This window comes from Phaeobacter gallaeciensis, assembly GCF_001678945.1.
GTDB lineage: Bacteria > Pseudomonadota > Alphaproteobacteria > Rhodobacterales > Rhodobacteraceae > Phycobacter > Phycobacter gallaeciensis_A.
Map to the genome: position 1 here is coordinate 2,415,400 of NZ_CP015124.1, position 17,440 is coordinate 2,432,839.

19 protein-coding genes and 1 pseudogene are annotated in these 17,440 nt (G+C 57.1%); 4 read left to right on the plus strand and 16 right to left on the minus strand.

Going from position 1 to position 17,440, the window contains the following annotated elements:
* Positions 1–3: 3 nt before the first annotated feature.
* Genes fliE through JL2886_RS11560 form a run of 3 tightly spaced genes read right to left on the minus strand, consistent with a single transcriptional unit; the run spans position 4 to position 1,124 of the window.
* Positions 4–300: a flagellar hook-basal body complex protein FliE gene (gene fliE, locus JL2886_RS11550; protein WP_065272139.1), complete on the minus strand. Its 297-nt coding sequence runs from the start codon at positions 298–300 to the stop codon at positions 4–6.
* Positions 301–326: 26 nt separating this feature from the next.
* Positions 327–719, minus strand: a complete 393-nt coding sequence (flgC, locus tag JL2886_RS11555) for a flagellar basal body rod protein FlgC (protein ID WP_065272140.1) — start codon at positions 717–719, stop codon at positions 327–329.
* A 15-nt stretch (positions 720–734) separates the two neighbouring features.
* Complete coding sequence (locus JL2886_RS11560) at positions 735–1,124, minus strand: FlgB family protein (protein ID WP_065273662.1); 390 nt, start codon at positions 1,122–1,124, stop codon at positions 735–737.
* Between the two features lie 87 nt (positions 1,125–1,211).
* On the opposite strand from JL2886_RS11560, the gene JL2886_RS11565 reads away from it, so the two are divergent.
* The gene (locus JL2886_RS11565; protein ID WP_065272141.1) at positions 1,212–2,543 is read left to right on the plus strand and encodes a FliI/YscN family ATPase; all 1,332 of its coding nucleotides are present in this window, start codon (positions 1,212–1,214) and stop codon (positions 2,541–2,543) included.
* A gap of 123 nt (positions 2,544–2,666) precedes the next feature.
* On the opposite strand, the gene JL2886_RS11570 is transcribed toward JL2886_RS11565, so the two are convergent.
* The 6 genes from JL2886_RS11570 to JL2886_RS11590 form a co-directional block, all read right to left on the minus strand.
* Positions 2,667–3,482, minus strand: a complete 816-nt coding sequence (locus tag JL2886_RS11570) for a DUF1217 domain-containing protein (protein WP_237028363.1) — start codon at positions 3,480–3,482, stop codon at positions 2,667–2,669.
* The gene (gene flbT, locus JL2886_RS11575; RefSeq protein WP_065272142.1) at positions 3,479–3,883 is read right to left on the minus strand and encodes a flagellar biosynthesis repressor FlbT; all 405 of its coding nucleotides are present in this window, start codon (positions 3,881–3,883) and stop codon (positions 3,479–3,481) included. Before flbT ends, JL2886_RS11570 begins: the two co-directional genes overlap by 4 nt.
* A 3-nt stretch (positions 3,884–3,886) precedes the next feature.
* Positions 3,887–4,258, minus strand: coding sequence for a flagellar biosynthesis regulator FlaF (gene flaF / locus JL2886_RS19230; RefSeq protein ID WP_082996068.1), 372 nt, complete (start codon positions 4,256–4,258; stop codon positions 3,887–3,889).
* An 82-nt stretch (positions 4,259–4,340) separates the two neighbouring features.
* Positions 4,341–5,165, minus strand: coding sequence for a flagellin (locus JL2886_RS11580; protein WP_065272143.1), 825 nt, complete (start codon positions 5,163–5,165; stop codon positions 4,341–4,343).
* 352 nt (positions 5,166–5,517) lie between these two features.
* Positions 5,518–6,342, minus strand: a complete 825-nt coding sequence (locus JL2886_RS11585; RefSeq protein ID WP_065272144.1) for a flagellin — start codon at positions 6,340–6,342, stop codon at positions 5,518–5,520.
* Between the two features lie 736 nt (positions 6,343–7,078).
* Positions 7,079–7,903, minus strand: coding sequence for a flagellin (locus tag JL2886_RS11590; protein WP_065272145.1), 825 nt, complete (start codon positions 7,901–7,903; stop codon positions 7,079–7,081).
* Positions 7,904–8,405: 502 nt separating this feature from the next.
* On the opposite strand from JL2886_RS11590, the pseudogene JL2886_RS19855 reads away from it, so the two are divergent.
* Positions 8,406–8,574: pseudogene (locus tag JL2886_RS19855) on the plus strand (integrase core domain-containing protein); the annotation flags it as partial.
* On the opposite strand, the gene JL2886_RS19455 reads toward JL2886_RS19855, so the two are convergent.
* The 7 genes from JL2886_RS19455 to JL2886_RS19725 form a co-directional block, all read right to left on the minus strand.
* The gene (locus JL2886_RS19455) at positions 8,564–8,812 is read right to left on the minus strand and encodes a hypothetical protein (protein WP_133245356.1); all 249 of its coding nucleotides are present in this window, start codon (positions 8,810–8,812) and stop codon (positions 8,564–8,566) included. The pseudogene JL2886_RS19855 and the gene JL2886_RS19455 overlap by 11 nt on opposite strands.
* Positions 8,813–8,869: 57 nt before the next feature.
* Entirely contained in the window at positions 8,870–9,694 is an 825-nt protein-coding gene (locus tag JL2886_RS11600) for a flagellin (protein ID WP_065272147.1), read from the minus strand.
* 442 nt (positions 9,695–10,136) lie between these two features.
* Positions 10,137–10,961 carry a flagellin gene (locus JL2886_RS11605; protein ID WP_065272148.1) on the minus strand — a complete coding sequence of 275 codons (825 nt, stop codon included), beginning with the start codon at positions 10,959–10,961 and terminating at the stop codon, positions 10,137–10,139.
* A gap of 496 nt (positions 10,962–11,457) precedes the next feature.
* Positions 11,458–12,291 carry a flagellin gene (locus JL2886_RS11610; protein ID WP_065272149.1) on the minus strand — a complete coding sequence of 278 codons (834 nt, stop codon included), beginning with the start codon at positions 12,289–12,291 and terminating at the stop codon, positions 11,458–11,460.
* A 743-nt stretch (positions 12,292–13,034) separates the two neighbouring features.
* Entirely contained in the window at positions 13,035–13,868 is an 834-nt protein-coding gene (locus JL2886_RS11615; RefSeq protein WP_065272150.1) for a flagellin, read from the minus strand.
* Positions 13,869–14,082: 214 nt separating this feature from the next.
* A complete protein-coding gene (locus JL2886_RS11620) occupies positions 14,083–14,442 on the minus strand; it encodes a flagellar export chaperone FlgN (RefSeq protein ID WP_065272151.1) in 360 nt (119 codons plus the stop codon).
* On the minus strand, positions 14,439–14,732 hold the full coding sequence (locus JL2886_RS19725; RefSeq protein WP_065272152.1) for a rod-binding protein: 294 nt from the start codon (positions 14,730–14,732) through the stop codon (positions 14,439–14,441). The genes JL2886_RS11620 and JL2886_RS19725 overlap by 4 nt, the downstream gene beginning before the upstream one ends.
* 369 nt (positions 14,733–15,101) lie before the next feature.
* Between JL2886_RS19725 and JL2886_RS11630 the strand changes: the two genes are divergently transcribed.
* On the plus strand, positions 15,102–16,589 hold the full coding sequence (locus tag JL2886_RS11630) for a flagellar hook-length control protein FliK (RefSeq protein WP_065272153.1): 1,488 nt from the start codon (positions 15,102–15,104) through the stop codon (positions 16,587–16,589).
* Between the two features lie 3 nt (positions 16,590–16,592).
* Positions 16,593–17,273 (plus strand): FlgD immunoglobulin-like domain containing protein, encoded by a 681-nt coding sequence (locus tag JL2886_RS11635; protein WP_065272154.1) that lies wholly within the window; start codon positions 16,593–16,595, stop codon positions 17,271–17,273.
* Positions 17,274–17,440: the final 167 nt, after the last annotated feature.

Genomic DNA, 17,440 nt, shown 5'->3' on the forward strand with positions numbered 1-17,440 from the left:
GGCTTAGACCGGCATCCGCAGGATTTCCTGGTAGGCTTCGACCACCTTGTTGCGGACGGTCACTGCGGTTTCTACCGCCAGTTCCGTTTGTGCCAGCGCCTGCACCAGCGCGTGGGGGTCGCCGTTGCCAGTCATGGCCTGCACGGACATCTGTTCACCCTGCTGCAGCGTATTGGTGAAGTTTTCAAAGCTCGCCTTGGCCCGTTCACCCGGCGTGGCGCCGGTGAATTCCGGATCTGCCTGCGTTGCTGGGCGGGCGGCGGCATAGCCGGTTGCGGCGGAAAGAGTGCGAATATCCATTCTGGATCTCCTGGTTCAGGGGGAGTTTATTTTCTCAACAGGTCCATCAAGGACGAGGACATCTGCCGGGTCTGGTCGAACATTTTGAGGTTAGCTTCGTAGCTGCGCTGGGCTTCACGGGCGTCTGCGATTTCGATCATCAGATCTACGTTGGAGCCCTTGTAGTGGCCACTTTCATCGGCAAGCGGGTGCGAGGGGTCATAGACCTGTTCCAATTCGCTGCGGTCCAGCGACACGCGGCCGACCTTGACACTTTCGACATCGGTGTTGATGTCGCGCACGGCCTGGAACGGCACAGTCTTGCGGCGGTAACCGGGGGTGTCGGCGTTGGAAATGTTCTCTGATACGTGACGCAGACGTTTGGCTTGGGCCTGAAGGCCGCTGGCGGTTACGCTCAGGGATTTGGCAAATTCGCTCATGGATCAGCCCTCGGTCTAGGTGGTGCGGATGCTGGTGCGCAGGACGTTCATCGACGACTTGTAGATCGCCAGTGCCCGATCGTGCTGGCGCTTCGTTTCGACCCCTTTCAGAATCTCTGTCTCGATCGAAACGGAGTTGTCGTTGGGGTCGCTGCCATCTACCGATTCTGTCACGGCCCAATCCATGCCGCCGCCGGAGGCGCCATTCAGATGAGAGCCGCGGCTGGCGATCATGTCGCCGGGCCGTGCCTTTGCAGCGTAGACTTCCTTGAAGGGTTTGATGTCCTTGGCATGATAGCCAGGGGTGTCCGCATTCGCGACGTTCTGCGACACCAGAGCCTGGCGCTTACCCGCATGGGTCGCCATGGCATATGCAATTTTGAAAACATTCAGTTCCGTAAACACCGGGGCTTCTCCCTCGATCAATTTCAATCAAGGCTTAACCCCGATTCCTTTAGAAATTGTTGCAGGAAACAATTGGAGGCCAGGACAATGATTGCTGAGCTGAAAGCCATGACTGAAGAAATCGCCAGCAAACGGCTGTCGACGCCGGTCGGGCGTGTGATTGGTATTGTTGGCGGTGAGATCGAGATTTCAGGCCTGCAGAATATCGCCCGCATCGGGGATCGCCTGGTGTTGCGGCGCGGTCCAAATGACGAACTTCATGGTGAGGTTCTGAAGATTGAATCAAGCAAAATCAGTATGTTGTCAGATAAAACTCCGGATCGTGTCGCGATCGGGGATGCGGTTCTTCTCTATCCTGCGCCGCAGTTTGCACCAAGTGACAACTGGATCGGGCGCGTTATCGATCCTTTCGGAGAGCCCCTTGATGGGCGGCCATTGTTGCGCGGGTCACAAGCACGTGACCTGATGACGCCGCCGCCAAAAGCCGCCGGACGCCGCCATATGGGAGAGCGTCTGGATACGGGGTTGTCGGTGTTCAATACGATTCTCCCGATTGTGCGTGGTCAGCGGATTGGCCTTTTTGCGGGGTCTGGTGTTGGTAAATCGACGCTTTTGGCAAAATTGGCACAGCATATGGAGGCCGATGTGGTCGTCATGGCGCTGATCGGGGAGCGTGGGCGCGAAGTAAATCACTTTGTTGAGCAGGTTCTGGGGCCGGAAGGCATGCGCCGCGCGGTTGTTGTTGCCGCGACATCCGATCAATCGCCGCTGGTGCGGCGGCGCTGTGCCTGGGCGGCGATGACGATTGCGGAACATTTCCGCGACCAAGGCAAGAACGTCCTGCTGCTGGCCGACTCGGTTACGCGTTTTGCCGAAGCCCACCGCGAAATCTCGGCGGCTTCGGGCGAAGCGCCGGCCCTGCGCGGCTTCCCACCCTCGGTCACGCCGCTGATCACGGGCATGTGCGAACGTGCAGGGCCGGGCACCGGGGATCAGGGTGATATTACCGCGGTCTTCAGTGTTCTGGTTGCCGGCTCCGATATGGATGAACCGATTGCCGACATCCTACGCGGGGTTCTGGACGGACATATCGTGCTCAACCGCGAAATCGCCGAACGCGGCCGGTTCCCGGCGATCGATGTGTCGCGGTCGGTGTCACGAAGCCTGCCAGCCGCGGCGACCAAGGAAGAGAACGATCTGATCCTCGACGTGCGGAAATACCTCGGCTCTTATGAACAGTCCGAAGTCATGATCCGCGCTGGCCTTTATTCAGAAGGGACGGATCCGGTTCTCGATACGGCAGTGAAACTCTGGCCAGAGCTGGACGGCTTCTTTGGCCGCGACGACCCCAATGGTGTGAAGAGCAGTTTCGACCGCCTGAAACTGCTCTTGCGCCGCGCCGCAGCAGGCGCGCGCTGAAACGGAACCAGGCGCGGCCGACACGCCGTGCCTGAATGGTCTCAATAGGATGGCAAAAAACAAAGGCGCCTGTCGAACAATACCGACAGGCGCCTTTTGCATGGTTTGGACGTGTCTTGTCGCCTAGGAGCCAAGGAGCAGCCGCAACGCGGTCGAGGCACTTGATTGCGAGGATTGGTAATCGGCAAGCTGCGCCTGAGCCAGGTAGCGTGTTGTCAGTTCTTCCATCTTTTCCGGATCGGCATAGACACTCAGATCGTCGGTCCCAAGAAAGTTCTGCGCGCGATCCTTGTAGATTTCGAGCTGACGGTCCACGTCCAGCTGAATAAAGCTCGGCGGCAGGTGGAACGTTGTCTGGAACATCTTCTGAAGGGCGGGCTGACCGATGATATTGTACCATTTGGTATCAATGGAGGTTGGCTCGCCGTCCTCGTTTAGGTCGGTTGCGATATTGACCAGTTCGCGCTCGGCAAACAGCGCAATCCGCATGGATTCGTTCTGTACGCCGACCGCGGCTTCGAAAGACTGGGTCTTGTTGGAGAAGATGATGTTCTCCATGTCCTCTACGGACCCGGTTTTGACTGTGTCACCGGGACCGAAACCGAATGCTTCGGTGAAGGCAACCCAGCGGTCGTCTCCCAATCTGTTCGCCAATGCATCATCCGCCGAAGACCCCTCCTCCAGAACCTTCTGGACGAGGGCCTTCATAGGGAGCTGATCGTCAAGGCCGAAAGCCCCCAGAGCGATGCCCAGCAAGCGGGTGTCTTTCACCAAATCGCCAGCTGTTTTGATATTTCCGATATTTTCGCGGAAATAGTCGCTCTCGCGTTTGAGCAGGGTGTCGTTGGAGAACGTTTCGAACTGCTTGTCGTAGGTCGCCTGCAGAATTCTCCATCCAACAATCCCGTCGGCGGGTATGATTGGCTGGTAGAGGATCATGACGGGCGAATGGCCATCAGGCGTTCTTCGCGCGGCAGCAAGGCCCGCAGCGCTTTCAGGCAGCGATAATGGTTGTCATTCAGCAGAGATTCCGTGGCCTCGGCCAGTGCCGCACGGCTGTCGGAATCGGTGAAAACCTGGCTGAGCTCTTCGATGCGGCGCAGCATCGGCAGGCGGTCTTCTTCGGGATTGCTGTCACCTGTCAGGACCAACTGCGCTGCATAGCAGACGCGGCGGACGGGGGTATTTGCCTCTTCGGGACGGATCGCGTCCCTGAGACGCAGGATGTTTGCGTCTGGAGTTACAATCGAAAGGCGGCTACGACGATCCCCGTTTTCAATAACAGCGCCGTTAACAAGAACGCGCTCTTTCGGGGCGAGTTTCAGAACAAGTCCACTCATATTTTAGGTTGCTCCACTGCGAAGGCCACGCATGATGGCTGTGTTGATTTCTACCAAGGGGCCAATTCCCGATTTACGGGAGAGTACTTGGCTGGTGTGTTGGCTTGTGAACGCTGCGAGATATACGATTTGTTCTTTAAGTTCTTCTGGAAGCCCATTGTCCGAGTCGGTGACATCCGAGCGGAAAATCTGCCAAAGTTTTCGGTTGTCATGGAGAGCTTCGGCAAGTGAAGTGAAGCCTTTTGACCCTTGTTTGGAAGCACTGATCATACGGTGCGTGATCCGGGCGATTGCCTCGAACTCCAGGTCTTTTGGTGTGCGGGTCGGGGCTTTCGCCGCCGAATAGGCGCGCTTCGCATTCAGAAGGGCATTCACGTGTTATCCTAACGTACTATTTCTTCAGGTTCTCTGAGAATAAAGGACCGGGGCGCGTCTGGCGCGCCCCAGATCAGGCCGTTTAACGGAACAGCTGCTGCAGGGTCTGTGGTGCCGAGTTGGCAATCGACAGAGCCTGTACACCCAGCTGTTGCTGGGTTTGCAATGCTTTCAATCGGGCGGATGCTTCTTCCATATCAGCGTCCACCAGCGCACCGATGCCGCTCTTCATCGCATCAGTCACCTTTGAGACGAATTCGGATTGCTTCTCGATGCGGGCTGCCGAAGCACCCAGGGCGGCGGCGCCGTCGACCGCAGTCTGGATCAGAGCTTCAATATCGTCGATGGAAGCTTCAGCGTTAGCGGGAGTGTCGACCATTACGGTTGTCAGGTCTAGGCTGGCTTCAAAATTAACCGAGCTTACGGTGATGTTCGACGCGGTCACCGTACCGGTGGAATCGCGGTCCAGCGAGGACAGAACGGTCAGGTCGCCACCAGCAGTGTTCAGCAGGTTCGCACCGTTGAACTGCGACGATGCGATGATCGAGGTGATCTGGTTTTTCAGCTCGGTAACTTCGGCTTCGAGTTTCCCGTTTTCCACGTTCTCCCCGGTCGCATTGACCACTTTTTCCTTCATCTCTTTCAGGAGCTCGGTGATCTGTTCAGCACCGGCTGTCGCAACAGCAACAGTGGATTCCCCCAGAGCCAGGGAGTCGCCCACGGCGTTGAAACCTGCAACGTCCGATTCCATGACTTTCGAGATCGCCCAGATGGCCGAGTTGTCCTTGGCCGTTGCGACGTCCTTACCGGTGGAAATCGCGTTCTGGGTATTCTCCAGGTTCATGTTGATGGAGTTCAGGGTCTGCAGAGCGACCATTGCGCCGTTGTTCGTCAGAATGCTGGTCATAGCTTTCATTCCTTTAGCGTTTTGAGACGTTTCGTCCCGAGTTTTCCCTGCCCCGAAGGGCATCTCTGACGTCTTTCTGACTGTGCGTTCTGCCGTTCGGCTTGCGCGCCACCCCGTTTTCCAAGGTGCAAGTGGACATTGCCGCGATATTTGCTAAGGGAGTGCTAATTCGGAGAGGCCGATTCTGTAGAATTTTCTGTAATTGCCAGCGGCAACATCTCTAAGTTGTGCGCGGCTTTCCTTTGCGTCCCGAAGGAGCTGGCGGTTCTGGTCGGCAATAACTGTTGAGCTCATCCATCAGGGGGGAGCGAAAAGGACCGGGGCACGTCTGGCGCGCCCCGGATCAGGACGTTTAACGGAACAGCTGCTGTAGGGTCTGTGGCGCCGAGTTGGCAATCGATAGCGCCTGTACGCCTAGCTGTTGCTGGGTCTGCAACGCCTTTAATCGCGCGGATGCGGCTTCCATATCAGTATCCACCAGCGCGCCGATGCCGCTCTTCATCGCATCAGTCACCTTTGAGACGAATTCGGCCTGCTTCTCGATACGGGCTGCCGAGGCACCCAGGGCGGCGGCGCCGTCAACCGCAGTCTGGATCAGATTCTCGATCACCGAGATGGAAGCGTCAGCCTCTGCCGAAGTGCCGACTTTGACGTCGGTCAGAACCAGACTGTCCGTAAAGTTGACCGATTTTACGGTGATGTTCGACGCGGTGACCGTGCCGGTGGAATCGCGGTCAAGGGAGGACAGAACGGTCAAGTCACCACCGTCCTTGTTCAGCAGGTTCGCACCGTTGAACTGCGACGATTTGATGATCGAGGTGATCTGGTTTTTCAACTCGGTGACTTCGGCATTGAGTTTCCCGTTTTCCACGTTCTCCCCGGTTGCAGTGACCACTTTTTCCTTCATCTCTTTCAGAAGCTCGGTGATCTGTTCGGCACCGGCCGTTGCAACCGCAACAGTGGATTCCCCCAGAGCCAGCGAGTCGCTTACCGCGTTGAAGCCGGCAACATCCGACTCCATGACCTTCGAGATCGCCCAGATGGCCGAGTTGTCCTTGGCCGTTGCGACGTCCTTACCGGTGGAAATCGCGTTCTGGGTATTCTCCAGGTTCATGTTGATGGAGTTCAGGGTCTGCAGAGCGACCATTGCGCCGTTGTTCGTCAGAATGCTTGTCATAGCTTTTTGTCCTTTAGCATTAGGAGACGTTTCGTCTCGCGTGTTTGATGCCCCGAAGGGCGTCTCTGACGTCGTTCTGACTATGCGTTAAGCCGTGCGGCTTCCGCGCCCCCCCCGTTTCCCGAGGCGCGATTGTACCTTTCTGCAATAGTTTCTAAGAGAACATTAACAGCGAGAGTTGGGATCTCTAGAAATCCGCTTAAGTTGTGCAGGCTTGCGCATGCCTCTCGAATATTTGATCCAATCCGATGCCGAGCGGATCTTGCGTCCTGCGCCTTCGTATGGATCCGGACCTGTCCGAATGACCCGCTCGCCGCAGGACGCGCGGTTTTTCTTCGCTCTTGTCAAGGTTGGGGGCTCAACTGGCCTTTGGTGAGACCTGTACGGGGGAGCTCATCTAGGCTTGTGTGTGGGGGCCACTGATTGCAATCGCCCCGCAACTGGCACAGGTCCGCCCTTCGTGCTGCGACTGAGCGAATGCCCCCATGGCGTTTTCGATGGGTCCTGATCGCGCGTGACCTTGCCTCACGCCGTCGAAAAGGGCTGGCGTTTCAGGTCGGCAAAACTGTTGAGCGCTTCGATCGCCTGTTCTTTTTGCACGAGGACGGCTTTTCTCTTTTTCAAAGCGCCATCCATCATGGCAGTACGCCCTTCGCCGAGGCCGACATTTCGTTCATTGATGAGGGGCTAAGGATAAGAAACCGGGGCGCGCCTGGCGCGCCCCGGATCAGGCCGTTTAACGGAACAGCTGCTGCAGGGTCTGTGGCGCCGAGTTGGCAATCGATAGCGCCTGTACGCCTAGCTGTTGCTGTGTCTGCAACGCCTTTAATCGCGCGGATGCGGCTTCCATATCAGTATCTACCAGCGCGCCGATGCCGCTCTTCATCGCGTCGGACACCTTTGAGACGAATTCGGACTGCTTTTCGATGCGGGCTGCCGAAGCACCCAGGGCAGCGGCGCCGTCAACCGCAGTCTGGATCAGTTTCTCAATGTCATCGATGGAAGCTTCAGCGTCTGCAGAAGTACCGACTTTGATGGTTGCCAGGTCCAGGCTGGCTTCAAAATTGACCGAGCTTACGGTGATGTTTGACGCGGTGACTGTGCCAGTCGAATCGCGGTCCAGCGAGGACAGAACGGTCAGGTTACCGCCGGCGGTGTTCAGCAGGTTCGCACCGTTGAACTGCGACCCTTTGATGATCGAGGTGATCTGTTTTTTCAGCTCGTCGACTTCGGCTTTGATTTTGTTGTGATCCACGTTCTCCCCGGTTGCAGTGGTCACTTTTTCCTTCATCTCTCTCAGAAGGTCGGTGATCTGTTCGGCGCCGGCCGTTGCAACCGCCACCGTGGATTCACCCAGAGCCAGAGAGTCGCCCACAGCGTTGAAACCTGCAACATCCGATTCCATGACTTTCGAGATCGCCCAGATGGCCGAGTTGTCCTTGGCCGTTGCGACTTCCTTACCGGTGGAAATCGCGTTTTGGGTGTTCTCCAGGTTCATGTTGATGGAGTTCAGAGTCTGCAGAGCGACCATTGCGCCGTTGTTCGTCAGAATGCTGGTCATAGCTTTTAGTCCTTTAGCAATATGAGACGTTTCGTCTCGCGTGTTTGATGCCCCGAAGGGCGTCTCTGACGTCTTTCTGACTATGCGTTAAGCCATCCGGCTTCCGCGCCCCCCCGTTTCCCGAGGCGCGGTTGGACATTGCCGTGACGTTTGCTAAGGGAGTGCTAACCGGTAGATCACGCCTCTGTGAAATCCCTCAAGGGTTGTGTTTTCTTGCGTGCGCCTCTCCAGCTTTTGATCCAACTCGGGCGCCAAAGCGGGTCTTGCGGCCTGTGCTGTCGTATAGCACCGGACCTTTGCGTTGCCGACGCAGGCCCGCTATCCGTGATCCGTCTGAGCGGATTGGAGTGGCCCCCGGAAAGGGGGTTAAACTCACGTAAATTTCTCCCAAATTTGAGGTATCAACGATGGCTGGAAACGAAAAATACTTGAAGAGCCTGCATCGAAATTTCGACAGGTTGAAGTGCTGTAGGGGCAGGGGGCAGCGCTTGTCGGGGACGAATACTGCGAGACCTTCAATGTCCGTTGCCGCGGCGAGTTGGTAAATGGAGAGATCTTCTACAGTCTGCGGGAAGCCCAATGCGGATTGAGCAATGGCGCACTCAATACAACCTGGTCGGGGCGCAGAGCGCTATCGGCCGCCAGTGCCCGAATGTATTGTCATGGTGGATCAGATTCAGATGATAAAGTGCCACTTACATCGGAACACTCAATGCGGGCACCCGAGGATACCCTCAATGGTATTTTTCGATGGGGGGTCTGAATGCGGGTGATCTTGCCCTGCACCTGTGAATGGGACTGGCGTTCTAGATCGGAAAAACTGATGAACTCTTCGATCAGCAGTTTCATTGCGAAAATGACTTTGTTCTTTTTCAGTGCGTCCTTCGCCGAGGCCGACACTTCGTTCATCGATGACGGGCTAAAGAAAAGAAACCGGGGCGCTTGGCGCGCCCCGGATCAGGCCGTTTAACGGAACAGCTGCTGCAGGGTCTGCGGTGCCGAGTTGGCAATCGACAGAGCCTGCACACCCAGCTGTTGCTGCGTCTGCAGGGCCTTCAATCGCGCGGACGCTTCTTCCATATCTGCATCCACCAGCGCACCGATGCCGCTCTTCATTGCGTCAGTCACCTTTGAGACGAATGCGGACTGCTTTTCGATGCGGGCTGCCGAAGCACCCAGGGCGGCGGCGCCGTCGACCGCAGTCTGGATCAGAGCTTCAATGTCGTCGATGGAAGCTTCAGCGGCTGTCGAAGTGCTGACGTCGACGCTGCTCAGAGTCAGGGTGGCTTCAAAATCAACCGAGGTTACGGTAATGTTCGAAGCGGTCACTGTGCCAGTCGAATCCCGGTCAAGGGAGGACAGAACGGTCAGGTCACCACCAGCGGTGTTCAGCAGGTTCGCACCGTTGAACTGCGACGATCCGATGATCGAAGTGATCTGGTTTTTCAGCTCGGTGACTTCAGCGGAGAGTTTCCCGCTGTCCACGTTCTCGCCGGTTGCATTGATCACTTTTTCCTTCATCTCTTTCAGAAGGTCGGTGATCTGTTCGGCGCCGGCAGTTGCAACCGCAACAGTGGATTCACCCAGGGCCAGGGAGTCGCCCACGGCGTTGAAGCCGGCAACGTCCGATTCCATGACTTTCGAAATCGCCCAGATGGCCGAGTTGTCCTTGGCAGTTGCGACGTCCTTACCGGTGGAAATCGCGTTCTGGGTGTCCTCCAGATTCATGTTAATGGATTTCAGGGTCTGCAGAGCGACCATTGCGCCGTTGTTCGTCAGAATGCTGGTCATAGCTTTTATTCCTTTAGCGTTTTGAGACGTTTCGTCCCGAGTTTTCCCTGCCCCGAAGGGCATCTCTGACGTCTTTCTGACTATGCGTTCAGCCGTCCGGCCTCCGCGCCCCCCCGTTTCCCGAGGCGCAGAAACACTTTGCCGTGATGATTGCTAAAGGAATCCTAATGCGTGGAGTTTGGCTTCGTAAATTTTTCCCTAAATTTCCCTGGAGTTTTTCTTAAGTTATAAAGGCACGCAGCGTTCTCCAGCTTCTGATCCAAGGCTTTTGGTTCAATCGGGCGGCCCCAATGGCGCTTTCCGATGGGTTTTGATTGCGCGTGACCTTCCTTAGAACTTCCAGAAGGGCCGGGCGTTTCAGATCGGAATGCGTGTTGATCTCATCAATGAGCGTTGAGAATAAGAAACCGGGGCGCGTCTGGCGCGCCCCAGACCAGGCCGTTTAACGGAACAGCTGCTGCAGGGTCTGTGGCGCCGAGTTGGCAATCGATAGCGCCTGTACCCCTAGCTGTTGCTGCGTCTGCAACGCCTTTAATCGCGCGGATGCGGCTTCCATATCAGTATCCACCAGCGCACCGATGCCGCTCTTCATCGCGTCAGACACCTTTGAGACGAATTCGGCCTGCTTTTCGATGCGGGCTGCCGAAGCACCCAGGGCGGCGGCGCCGTCAACCGCAGTCTGGATCAGAGCTTCAATCTTCGCGATGGAAAGTTCAGCCTGTGTTGAATCACTGACATTGACGTCGCCCAGCGTCAGTGTGGCTTCAAAATCAACCGAGGTTACGGTGATGTTCGACGCGGTGACTGTGCCAGTCGAATCCCGGTCAAGGGAGGATAGAACGGTCAGGTCATCACCAGCGGTGTTCAGCAGGTTCGCACCGTTGAACTGCGACCCCTTGATGATCGAGGTGATCTGTTTTTTCAGCTCGTCGACTTCGGCTTTGATTTTGTTGTGATCCACGTTCTCCCCGGTTGCAGTGGTCACTTTTTCCTTCATCTCTCTCAGAAGGTCGGTGATCTGTTCGGCGCCGGCCGTTGCAACCGCAACAGTGGATTCCCCCAGAGCCAGGGAGTCGCTCACGGCGTTAAAGCCGGCAACATCCGATTCCATGACTTTCGAGATCGCCCAGATGGCCGAGTTGTCCTTGGCAGTTGCGACGTCCTTACCGGTGGAAATCGCGTTCTGGGTATTCTCCAGATTCATGTTGATGGAGTTCAGGGTCTGCAGAGCGACCATTGCGCCGTTGTTCGTCAGAATGCTGGTCATAGCTTTCATTCCTTTAGCAATATGAGACGTTTCGTCTCGCGTGTTTGATGCCCCGAAGGGCATCTCTGACGTCTTTCTGACTATGCGTTAAGCCATCCGGCTCCCGCGCCACCCCGGTTCCTGGGACGCAAGTAGACATTGCCACGAAAATTGCTAAGGGAGTCCTAATAGGGAGAGTGGGTGGTGGTTAAATCGTCGCAAAGTTGTGCAGCCTTTCGCAGGATTTTCCAGTTTCTGATCCACCCGGATGCTATAGCGGATCTTGCGGTCTGCGCTGACTTATACCGCCAGACCTTTGCGCAGCCGACGCAGGTTCGCCATCCGTGCTGCGGCTGAGCGAATGCCCCCATGGCGTTTTCGATGGGTCCTGATCGCGCGTGACCTTGCTTAGCGCTTCCGAAAGGGGGGGCTCCAGGTCTGAGACATTGTTGAGCGCTTCGATGAGGGGCCGGGGATAAAGACCGGGGCACGTCTGGCGCGCCCCGGATCAGGCCGTTTAACGGAACAGCTGCTGCAGGGTCTGTGGCGCCGAGTTGGCAATCGATAGCGCCTGTACGCCTAGCTGTTGCTGTGTCTGCAACGCCTTTAATCGCGCGGATGCGGCTTCCATATCAGTATCCACCAGCGCGCCGATGCCGCTCTTCATCGCGTCAGACACCTTTGAGACGAATTCGGACTGCTTCTCAATACGGGCTGCCGAAGCACCCAGGGCGGCGGCGCCGTCAACCGCAGTCTGGATCAGAGCCTCAATCTTGGCGATGGAAAGTTCAGCCTGTGACGAATCACTGACATCAATGCCGCTCAGGGTCAGGTTATCCTCAAAGTTGACCGAGGATACGGTGATGTTCGAAGCGGATACTGTAGAGGATGTGCCAGTCCCATTGCGGTCAAGCGAGGACAGAACTGTCAGGTCACCACCGTTCTTGTTCAGCAGGTTCGCACCGTTGAACTGCGACCCCTTGATGATCGAGGTGATCTGTTTTGTCAGTTCGTCGACTTCAGCTTTGATTTTGTTGTTATCCACGTTCTCCCCGGTTGCAGTGGTCACTTTTTCCTTCATCTCTCTCAGAAGGTCGGTGATCTGTTCGGCGCCGGCCGTTGCAACCGCAACAGTGGATTCCCCCAGAGCCAGCGAGTCGCTTACCGCGTTGAAGCCGGCAACATCCGATTCCATGACCTTCGAGATCGCCCAGATGGCCGAGTTGTCCTTGGCCGTTGCGACGTCCTTACCGGTGGAAATCGCGTTCTGGGTATTCTCCAGGTTCATGTTGATGGAGTTCAGAGTCTGCAGCGCAACCATTGCGCCGTTGTTCGTCAGAATGCTGGTCATAGCTTTTTGTCCTTTAGCAATATGAGACGTTTCGTCTCGCGTGTTTGATGCCCCGAAGGGCGTCTCTGACGTCGTTCTGACTATGCGTTAAGCCGTGCGGCTTCCGCGCCCCCCCCGTTTCCCGAGGCGCGATTACACCTTTCTGCAATAGTTTCTAAGAGAACATTAACGGCGAGAGTTGCGGTCTCTAGAATTCCGCTTAAGTTGTGCGGGCTTGCGCATGCCTCTCGAATATTTGATCCAATCCGATGCCGAGCGGATCTTGCGTCCTGCGCCTTCGTATGGATCCGGACCTGTCCGAATGACCCGCTCGCCGCAGGACGCGCGGTTTTTCTTCGCTCTTGTCAAGGTTGGGGGCTCAACTGGCCTTTGGTGCGACCTGCACGGGGGGAGCTCATCTAGGCTCGTGTGTGGGGGCCACTGATTGCAATCGCCACGCAACTGGCACAGGTTCGCCATTCGTGCTGCGACTGAGGGAATGCCCCTCCCCAATGGCACTTTTCGATGGGTTCTGAATGCGCGTGACCTTGCCTCACGCCGTCGAAAAGGGCTGGCGTTTCAGGTCGGAAAAACTGTTGAGCGCTTCGATCGCCTGTTCTTTTCGCACGAGGACGGCTTTTCTCTTTTTCAGAGTGCCATCCATACTGGCAGTACGCCCTTCGCCGAGGCCGACATTTCGTTCATCGATGAGGGGCTAAGGATAAGAAACCGGGGCGCGTCTGGCGCGCCCCGGATCAGGCCGTTTAACGGAACAGCTGCTGCAGGGTCTGTGGCGCCGAGTTGGCAATCGATAGCGCCTGTACACCTAGCTGTTGCTGTGTCTGCAACGCCTTTAATCGCGCGGATGCCGCTTCCATATCAGTATCCACCAGCGCGCCGATGCCGCTTTTCATCGCGTCAGACACCTTTGAGACGAAGTCGGCTTGCTTCTCAATGCGGGCTGCCGAAGCACCCAGGGCGGCGGCGCCGTTGATTGCAGTCTGGATCAGAGACTCAATCTTCGAGATGGAAAGTTCAGCTTGCGTTGAATTTGAAACATCGATGGTCCCCAGGGACAGGTTATCCTCAAAGTTGACCGAGGCTACGGTGATGTTCGAAGCGGATACTGTAGAGGATGTGCCAGTCCCATTGCGGTCAAGCGAGGACAGAACAGTCAGGTTGCCACCATTTTTGTTCAGCAGGTTTGCACCGTTGAACTGCGATCCTTTGATGATCGAGGTGATCTGTTTTTTCAGCTCGTCGACTTCGGCTTTAATTTTGTTGTGATCCACGTTCTCCCCGGTTGCAGTGGTCACTTTTTCCTTCATCTCTCTCAGAAGGTCGGTGATCTGTTCGGCGCCGGCCGTTGCAACCGCCACCGTGGATTCACCCAGAGCCAGCGAGTCGCCCACGGCGTTGAAGCCGGCAACGTCCGATTCCATGACTTTCGAGATCGCCCAGATTGCCGAGTTGTCCTTGGCCGTTGCAACGTCCTTACCGGTGGAAATGGCGTTCTGGGTATTCTCCAGGTTCATGTTGATGGAGTTCAGGGTCTGCAGAGCGACCATTGCGCCGTTATTCGTCAGAATGCTGGTCATAGCTTTTAGTCCTTTAGCAATATGAGACGTTTCGTCCCCGAGTATTTCCTGTCCCGAAGGACATCTCTGACGTCTTTCTGACTATGCGTTAAGCCATCTGGCTCCCGCGCCACCTCGTTTCCCGAGGCGCAAGCGGACTTTGCTGTGGAGTTTGCTAAAGGAACCCTAATTACGAGATCAAGCTTCTGTGATATCAACCTTTGGTTGTGTACCTCTACGCACGCCTCTCGAGTTTTTGGTCCAAACGGGTGCCATAGCGGGTCTTGCGGCCCGCGCTGTCATATACGTCCAGACCTTTGCGAACCCGGCGCAATTCGGCCATACGTGTTGCGACCGAGCGGATGCCTTCCATGGCGCTTTCCAGAAGGTCCTGATTACGCGTGACCTTGCTTTGCACCTTCGAAAGGGTTTGGCGTTCCAGATCGGAAAAACTGTTGAGCGCTTCGATCGCCTGTTCTTTTCGCGCAAGGATGGCTTCCATCTTTTTCAGATCGCCGTCCATAAGGGCAGCGCGCTCTTCGTCGAGGATGGTATCCAGTTCATCGATGAGGGTCTGGGGATTTTGGTCAGTCATTTCTGAGATTCCTTCAGTGCGTGATAGAGTGATTCGGCGAGCCCGATGCCGCCGGCTTTTGCAATTTGTTCTGCCTGGGCACGGACCAGAAAGCTGGAAAACTGTTCTTCTCCAGCACCGCCGCCGCCAAGTCCTTCGCGTGATTCACCAAGCCCCGCAGATTTCAACATTTCCGCCAAAAATGAAGCTTCTAGCTCGAGCGCGGCCTTGCGCAGAGGGTCATCTTGCGGGGGCTGGGGCTTGGCCTGCGACAGGCCCTGTGACAGGGGGGATATGGTTGCATTCGGCATTTTGGCCTCGGTCTGACAGAAACTACGAATTGCTTCGATTTTTCTGAGACTGCGACATAACCGGTTAAAATTGCCGTAACCGCTTTGAGGTAGAAGGGGGTATCGAGATAGAACGTCTGGAAACCCATGCATACCACATCACTCATAGGTCAGGCCCTTGGCGGAGCCACAGGCAGCAAGACCTCCCCAGCGCAGGATGCTCCGAAAAAGACTCAGGATCGTTCGTTCGCAGATCATGTAAATGACGCAGCCTCCAAGCAGGAGGCGGCACAGTCCCAAACGTCAGAAACAATCGATAGCGGCATAGCGGATCAGGTTGATTCTCAGGCTGCTGTTGAGGCGGATAACGCGTCCGTCAGATCAGAGGACATGGTTGCCGACCAAGCGACGGGCGATTCGACCGAGAACGCCGTGGGAGAGGACGTTGAAACGCCGAGCGAAGCGGCCATTGCGGCAGAACATGCGGCTCTGGATGCGGAAAAACGGTCTGCCAGGTCTGCAGATCTGCCTGAAGGGGCGCGCGTGGGGCAGAAGATAGGTCAGGGAGCTGTCGCCGGATCGGCGGTGGTAGAAGACGGCGAAGCAGCCGCTTCAAAAGCGGCCGGGAACACGACAGCTCAGACGGCAGGCGAGGAAAAAGCGCAAGGTCCGGCTGCCGCAGGCGCAGCCTTTGCCGGACGAGACACGATTGAAAACCAGGCCCCGGCGCGGGCGGCACAGTCAGATGGTAAAGCCACCGCGGGCGGTGGCGATGTGAAGGTCGGCGAACAGTCGGCCATGACGGTCAATACCGAAGCGGCCCAGGAAGAGGGAGCAAGCCCCGCCAGAACGCAGACCGGAGCCGCAGATCAGGCCGTCGCCAGAGTGGCTCAGGACAAGCCAGGCGCTGCGGCGGCAACTCCGGCCAGCCCTGCAACCGCGGCTGACGCGACCAAATCCGCGACACCGGCCAGTCCGGCAGAGGCGAAAGCATCGTTGAAAGCAGAAGAAAAGGCGGCTGACGCCCGGATGGCTGCAGCAGACAAGGCGACGCCCGCTGCCGCTGCCGCCGCGAGCAAGACGTCTTCCGCCGACAGCCTGCCGAAGTCTGTGTTCCAGATGCAGGTCGAAAACGCAGAAGCCGGGGATTCCCGCAAGGCGCGCTATCGCACCCGCAATGGTGATGCGCAGGCCGCTGCCGAAGTGGCCAAGGCATCCACTGCCGCTGCGGGTGTCCAGACAAACGCGGCCACTGCAGTCAACGCAACCACCAATTCCGCCATTGCAATGATGCAGGCGTTGCAGGCAGACACCATGAAACTGTCGCAGGCGCCGGGGCTGCTGGGGGATTCATCGGGTAGCGGGTTGAGCATGACAGCAGATCTTCCGGGATTGCCGCAGCTTCTGACCGAAGCGGTGTTCCAGCCCGGAATCACGCACCGCCCAGAAACCCCGCGTATGATCGCTTCGCAAATGGCCGAAGCATTCGTTGCGAAAGGCGACCGGAACGTGGATGTCTCACTGAACCCCGAAGAGCTGGGCAAGGTGAAGATGCGCGTTGCGACCAGTGAAAACGGCATCACCATGATCATCCAGACAGAACGCCCGGAAACCGGCGATCTGATGCGCCGCCATATCAATGAGTTGGCCGAGGAATTCCGTCGCATGGGGTTCCAGGACATCTCGTTCGAATTCAGCAGCGGTGATTCTGCGGGCGGGCAGGCTCAGCAGGGGCTGGGCGACGGCACTGGCACAGGTGCCGGGAACGGACATGGTGCCTCGACTGGGGCCACCGATATGAGCGCGACCGATGAGGTCGCTGAAACACAGATACAGAACCTCCGGATGGGCACCACCGGCGTTGATATGAGAGTTTGAACCATGACAGATGCTGTAAGCGCGGCCAGTGCCGCGACAACGACCCAGGCCAGCGCCGCGAAAGCCACGCGTCCGACCGGACTGGCTTCGGACTTTGAAACCTTCCTGAAAATGCTGACCGCCCAGGCGCGTTATCAGGATCCGCTGGAACCGCTCGATTCGACGGAATATGCATCGCAGCTGGCGCAGTTCTCGATGGTGGAGCAACAGGTTCAGGGCAACGATCTGCTGCTGGCCATGCAGAATCAGCTGGGCCTGTCCAATATGGCGGCGATGTCCGGCTGGGTGGGCATGGAGGCCCGCGTTGCGGCGCCGGGTTATTTTGACGGATCCTCTCCGGTGGTTGTGGCCCCGAATCCGGCGGCTGCTGCGGATCAGGTGACAATGGTCGTCACCGATGCTGATGGGACCGAAGTCGCGCGTATCAACCTGCCTGTTTCTGCCGAACCCTATTCCTGGGATGGTACCGATCAGGAAGGCAATACGCTCGAACCCGGCAGCTATGCCTTCACCATCGAAAGCAGCCGTGACGGCGATGTTCTGCTGACGGATCTGGCCGAGGTCTATACCAAGGTGACGGAAACCCAGATGCAGGGCGGCGATGTGGTCTTGATCACCGAAGGCGGCTCGGCGATCTTGGCATCCACTGTGACGGGGCTTCGCGACGCTCCGGCCGAGACCTGACAATAGGGCAGGGAACGCCGGAACATCGGGGGGCATCGTCCCCTGATACCCTCGCATTTCGCCGGGGGATGAAGACTGGAGCGGACCCTGTCAGCCAAATCGCCTGAATTTCACAGCAGATTCTTTACGTATCTGAACGCCTCGGGATTTGAGGCGCGCGCCCCCCG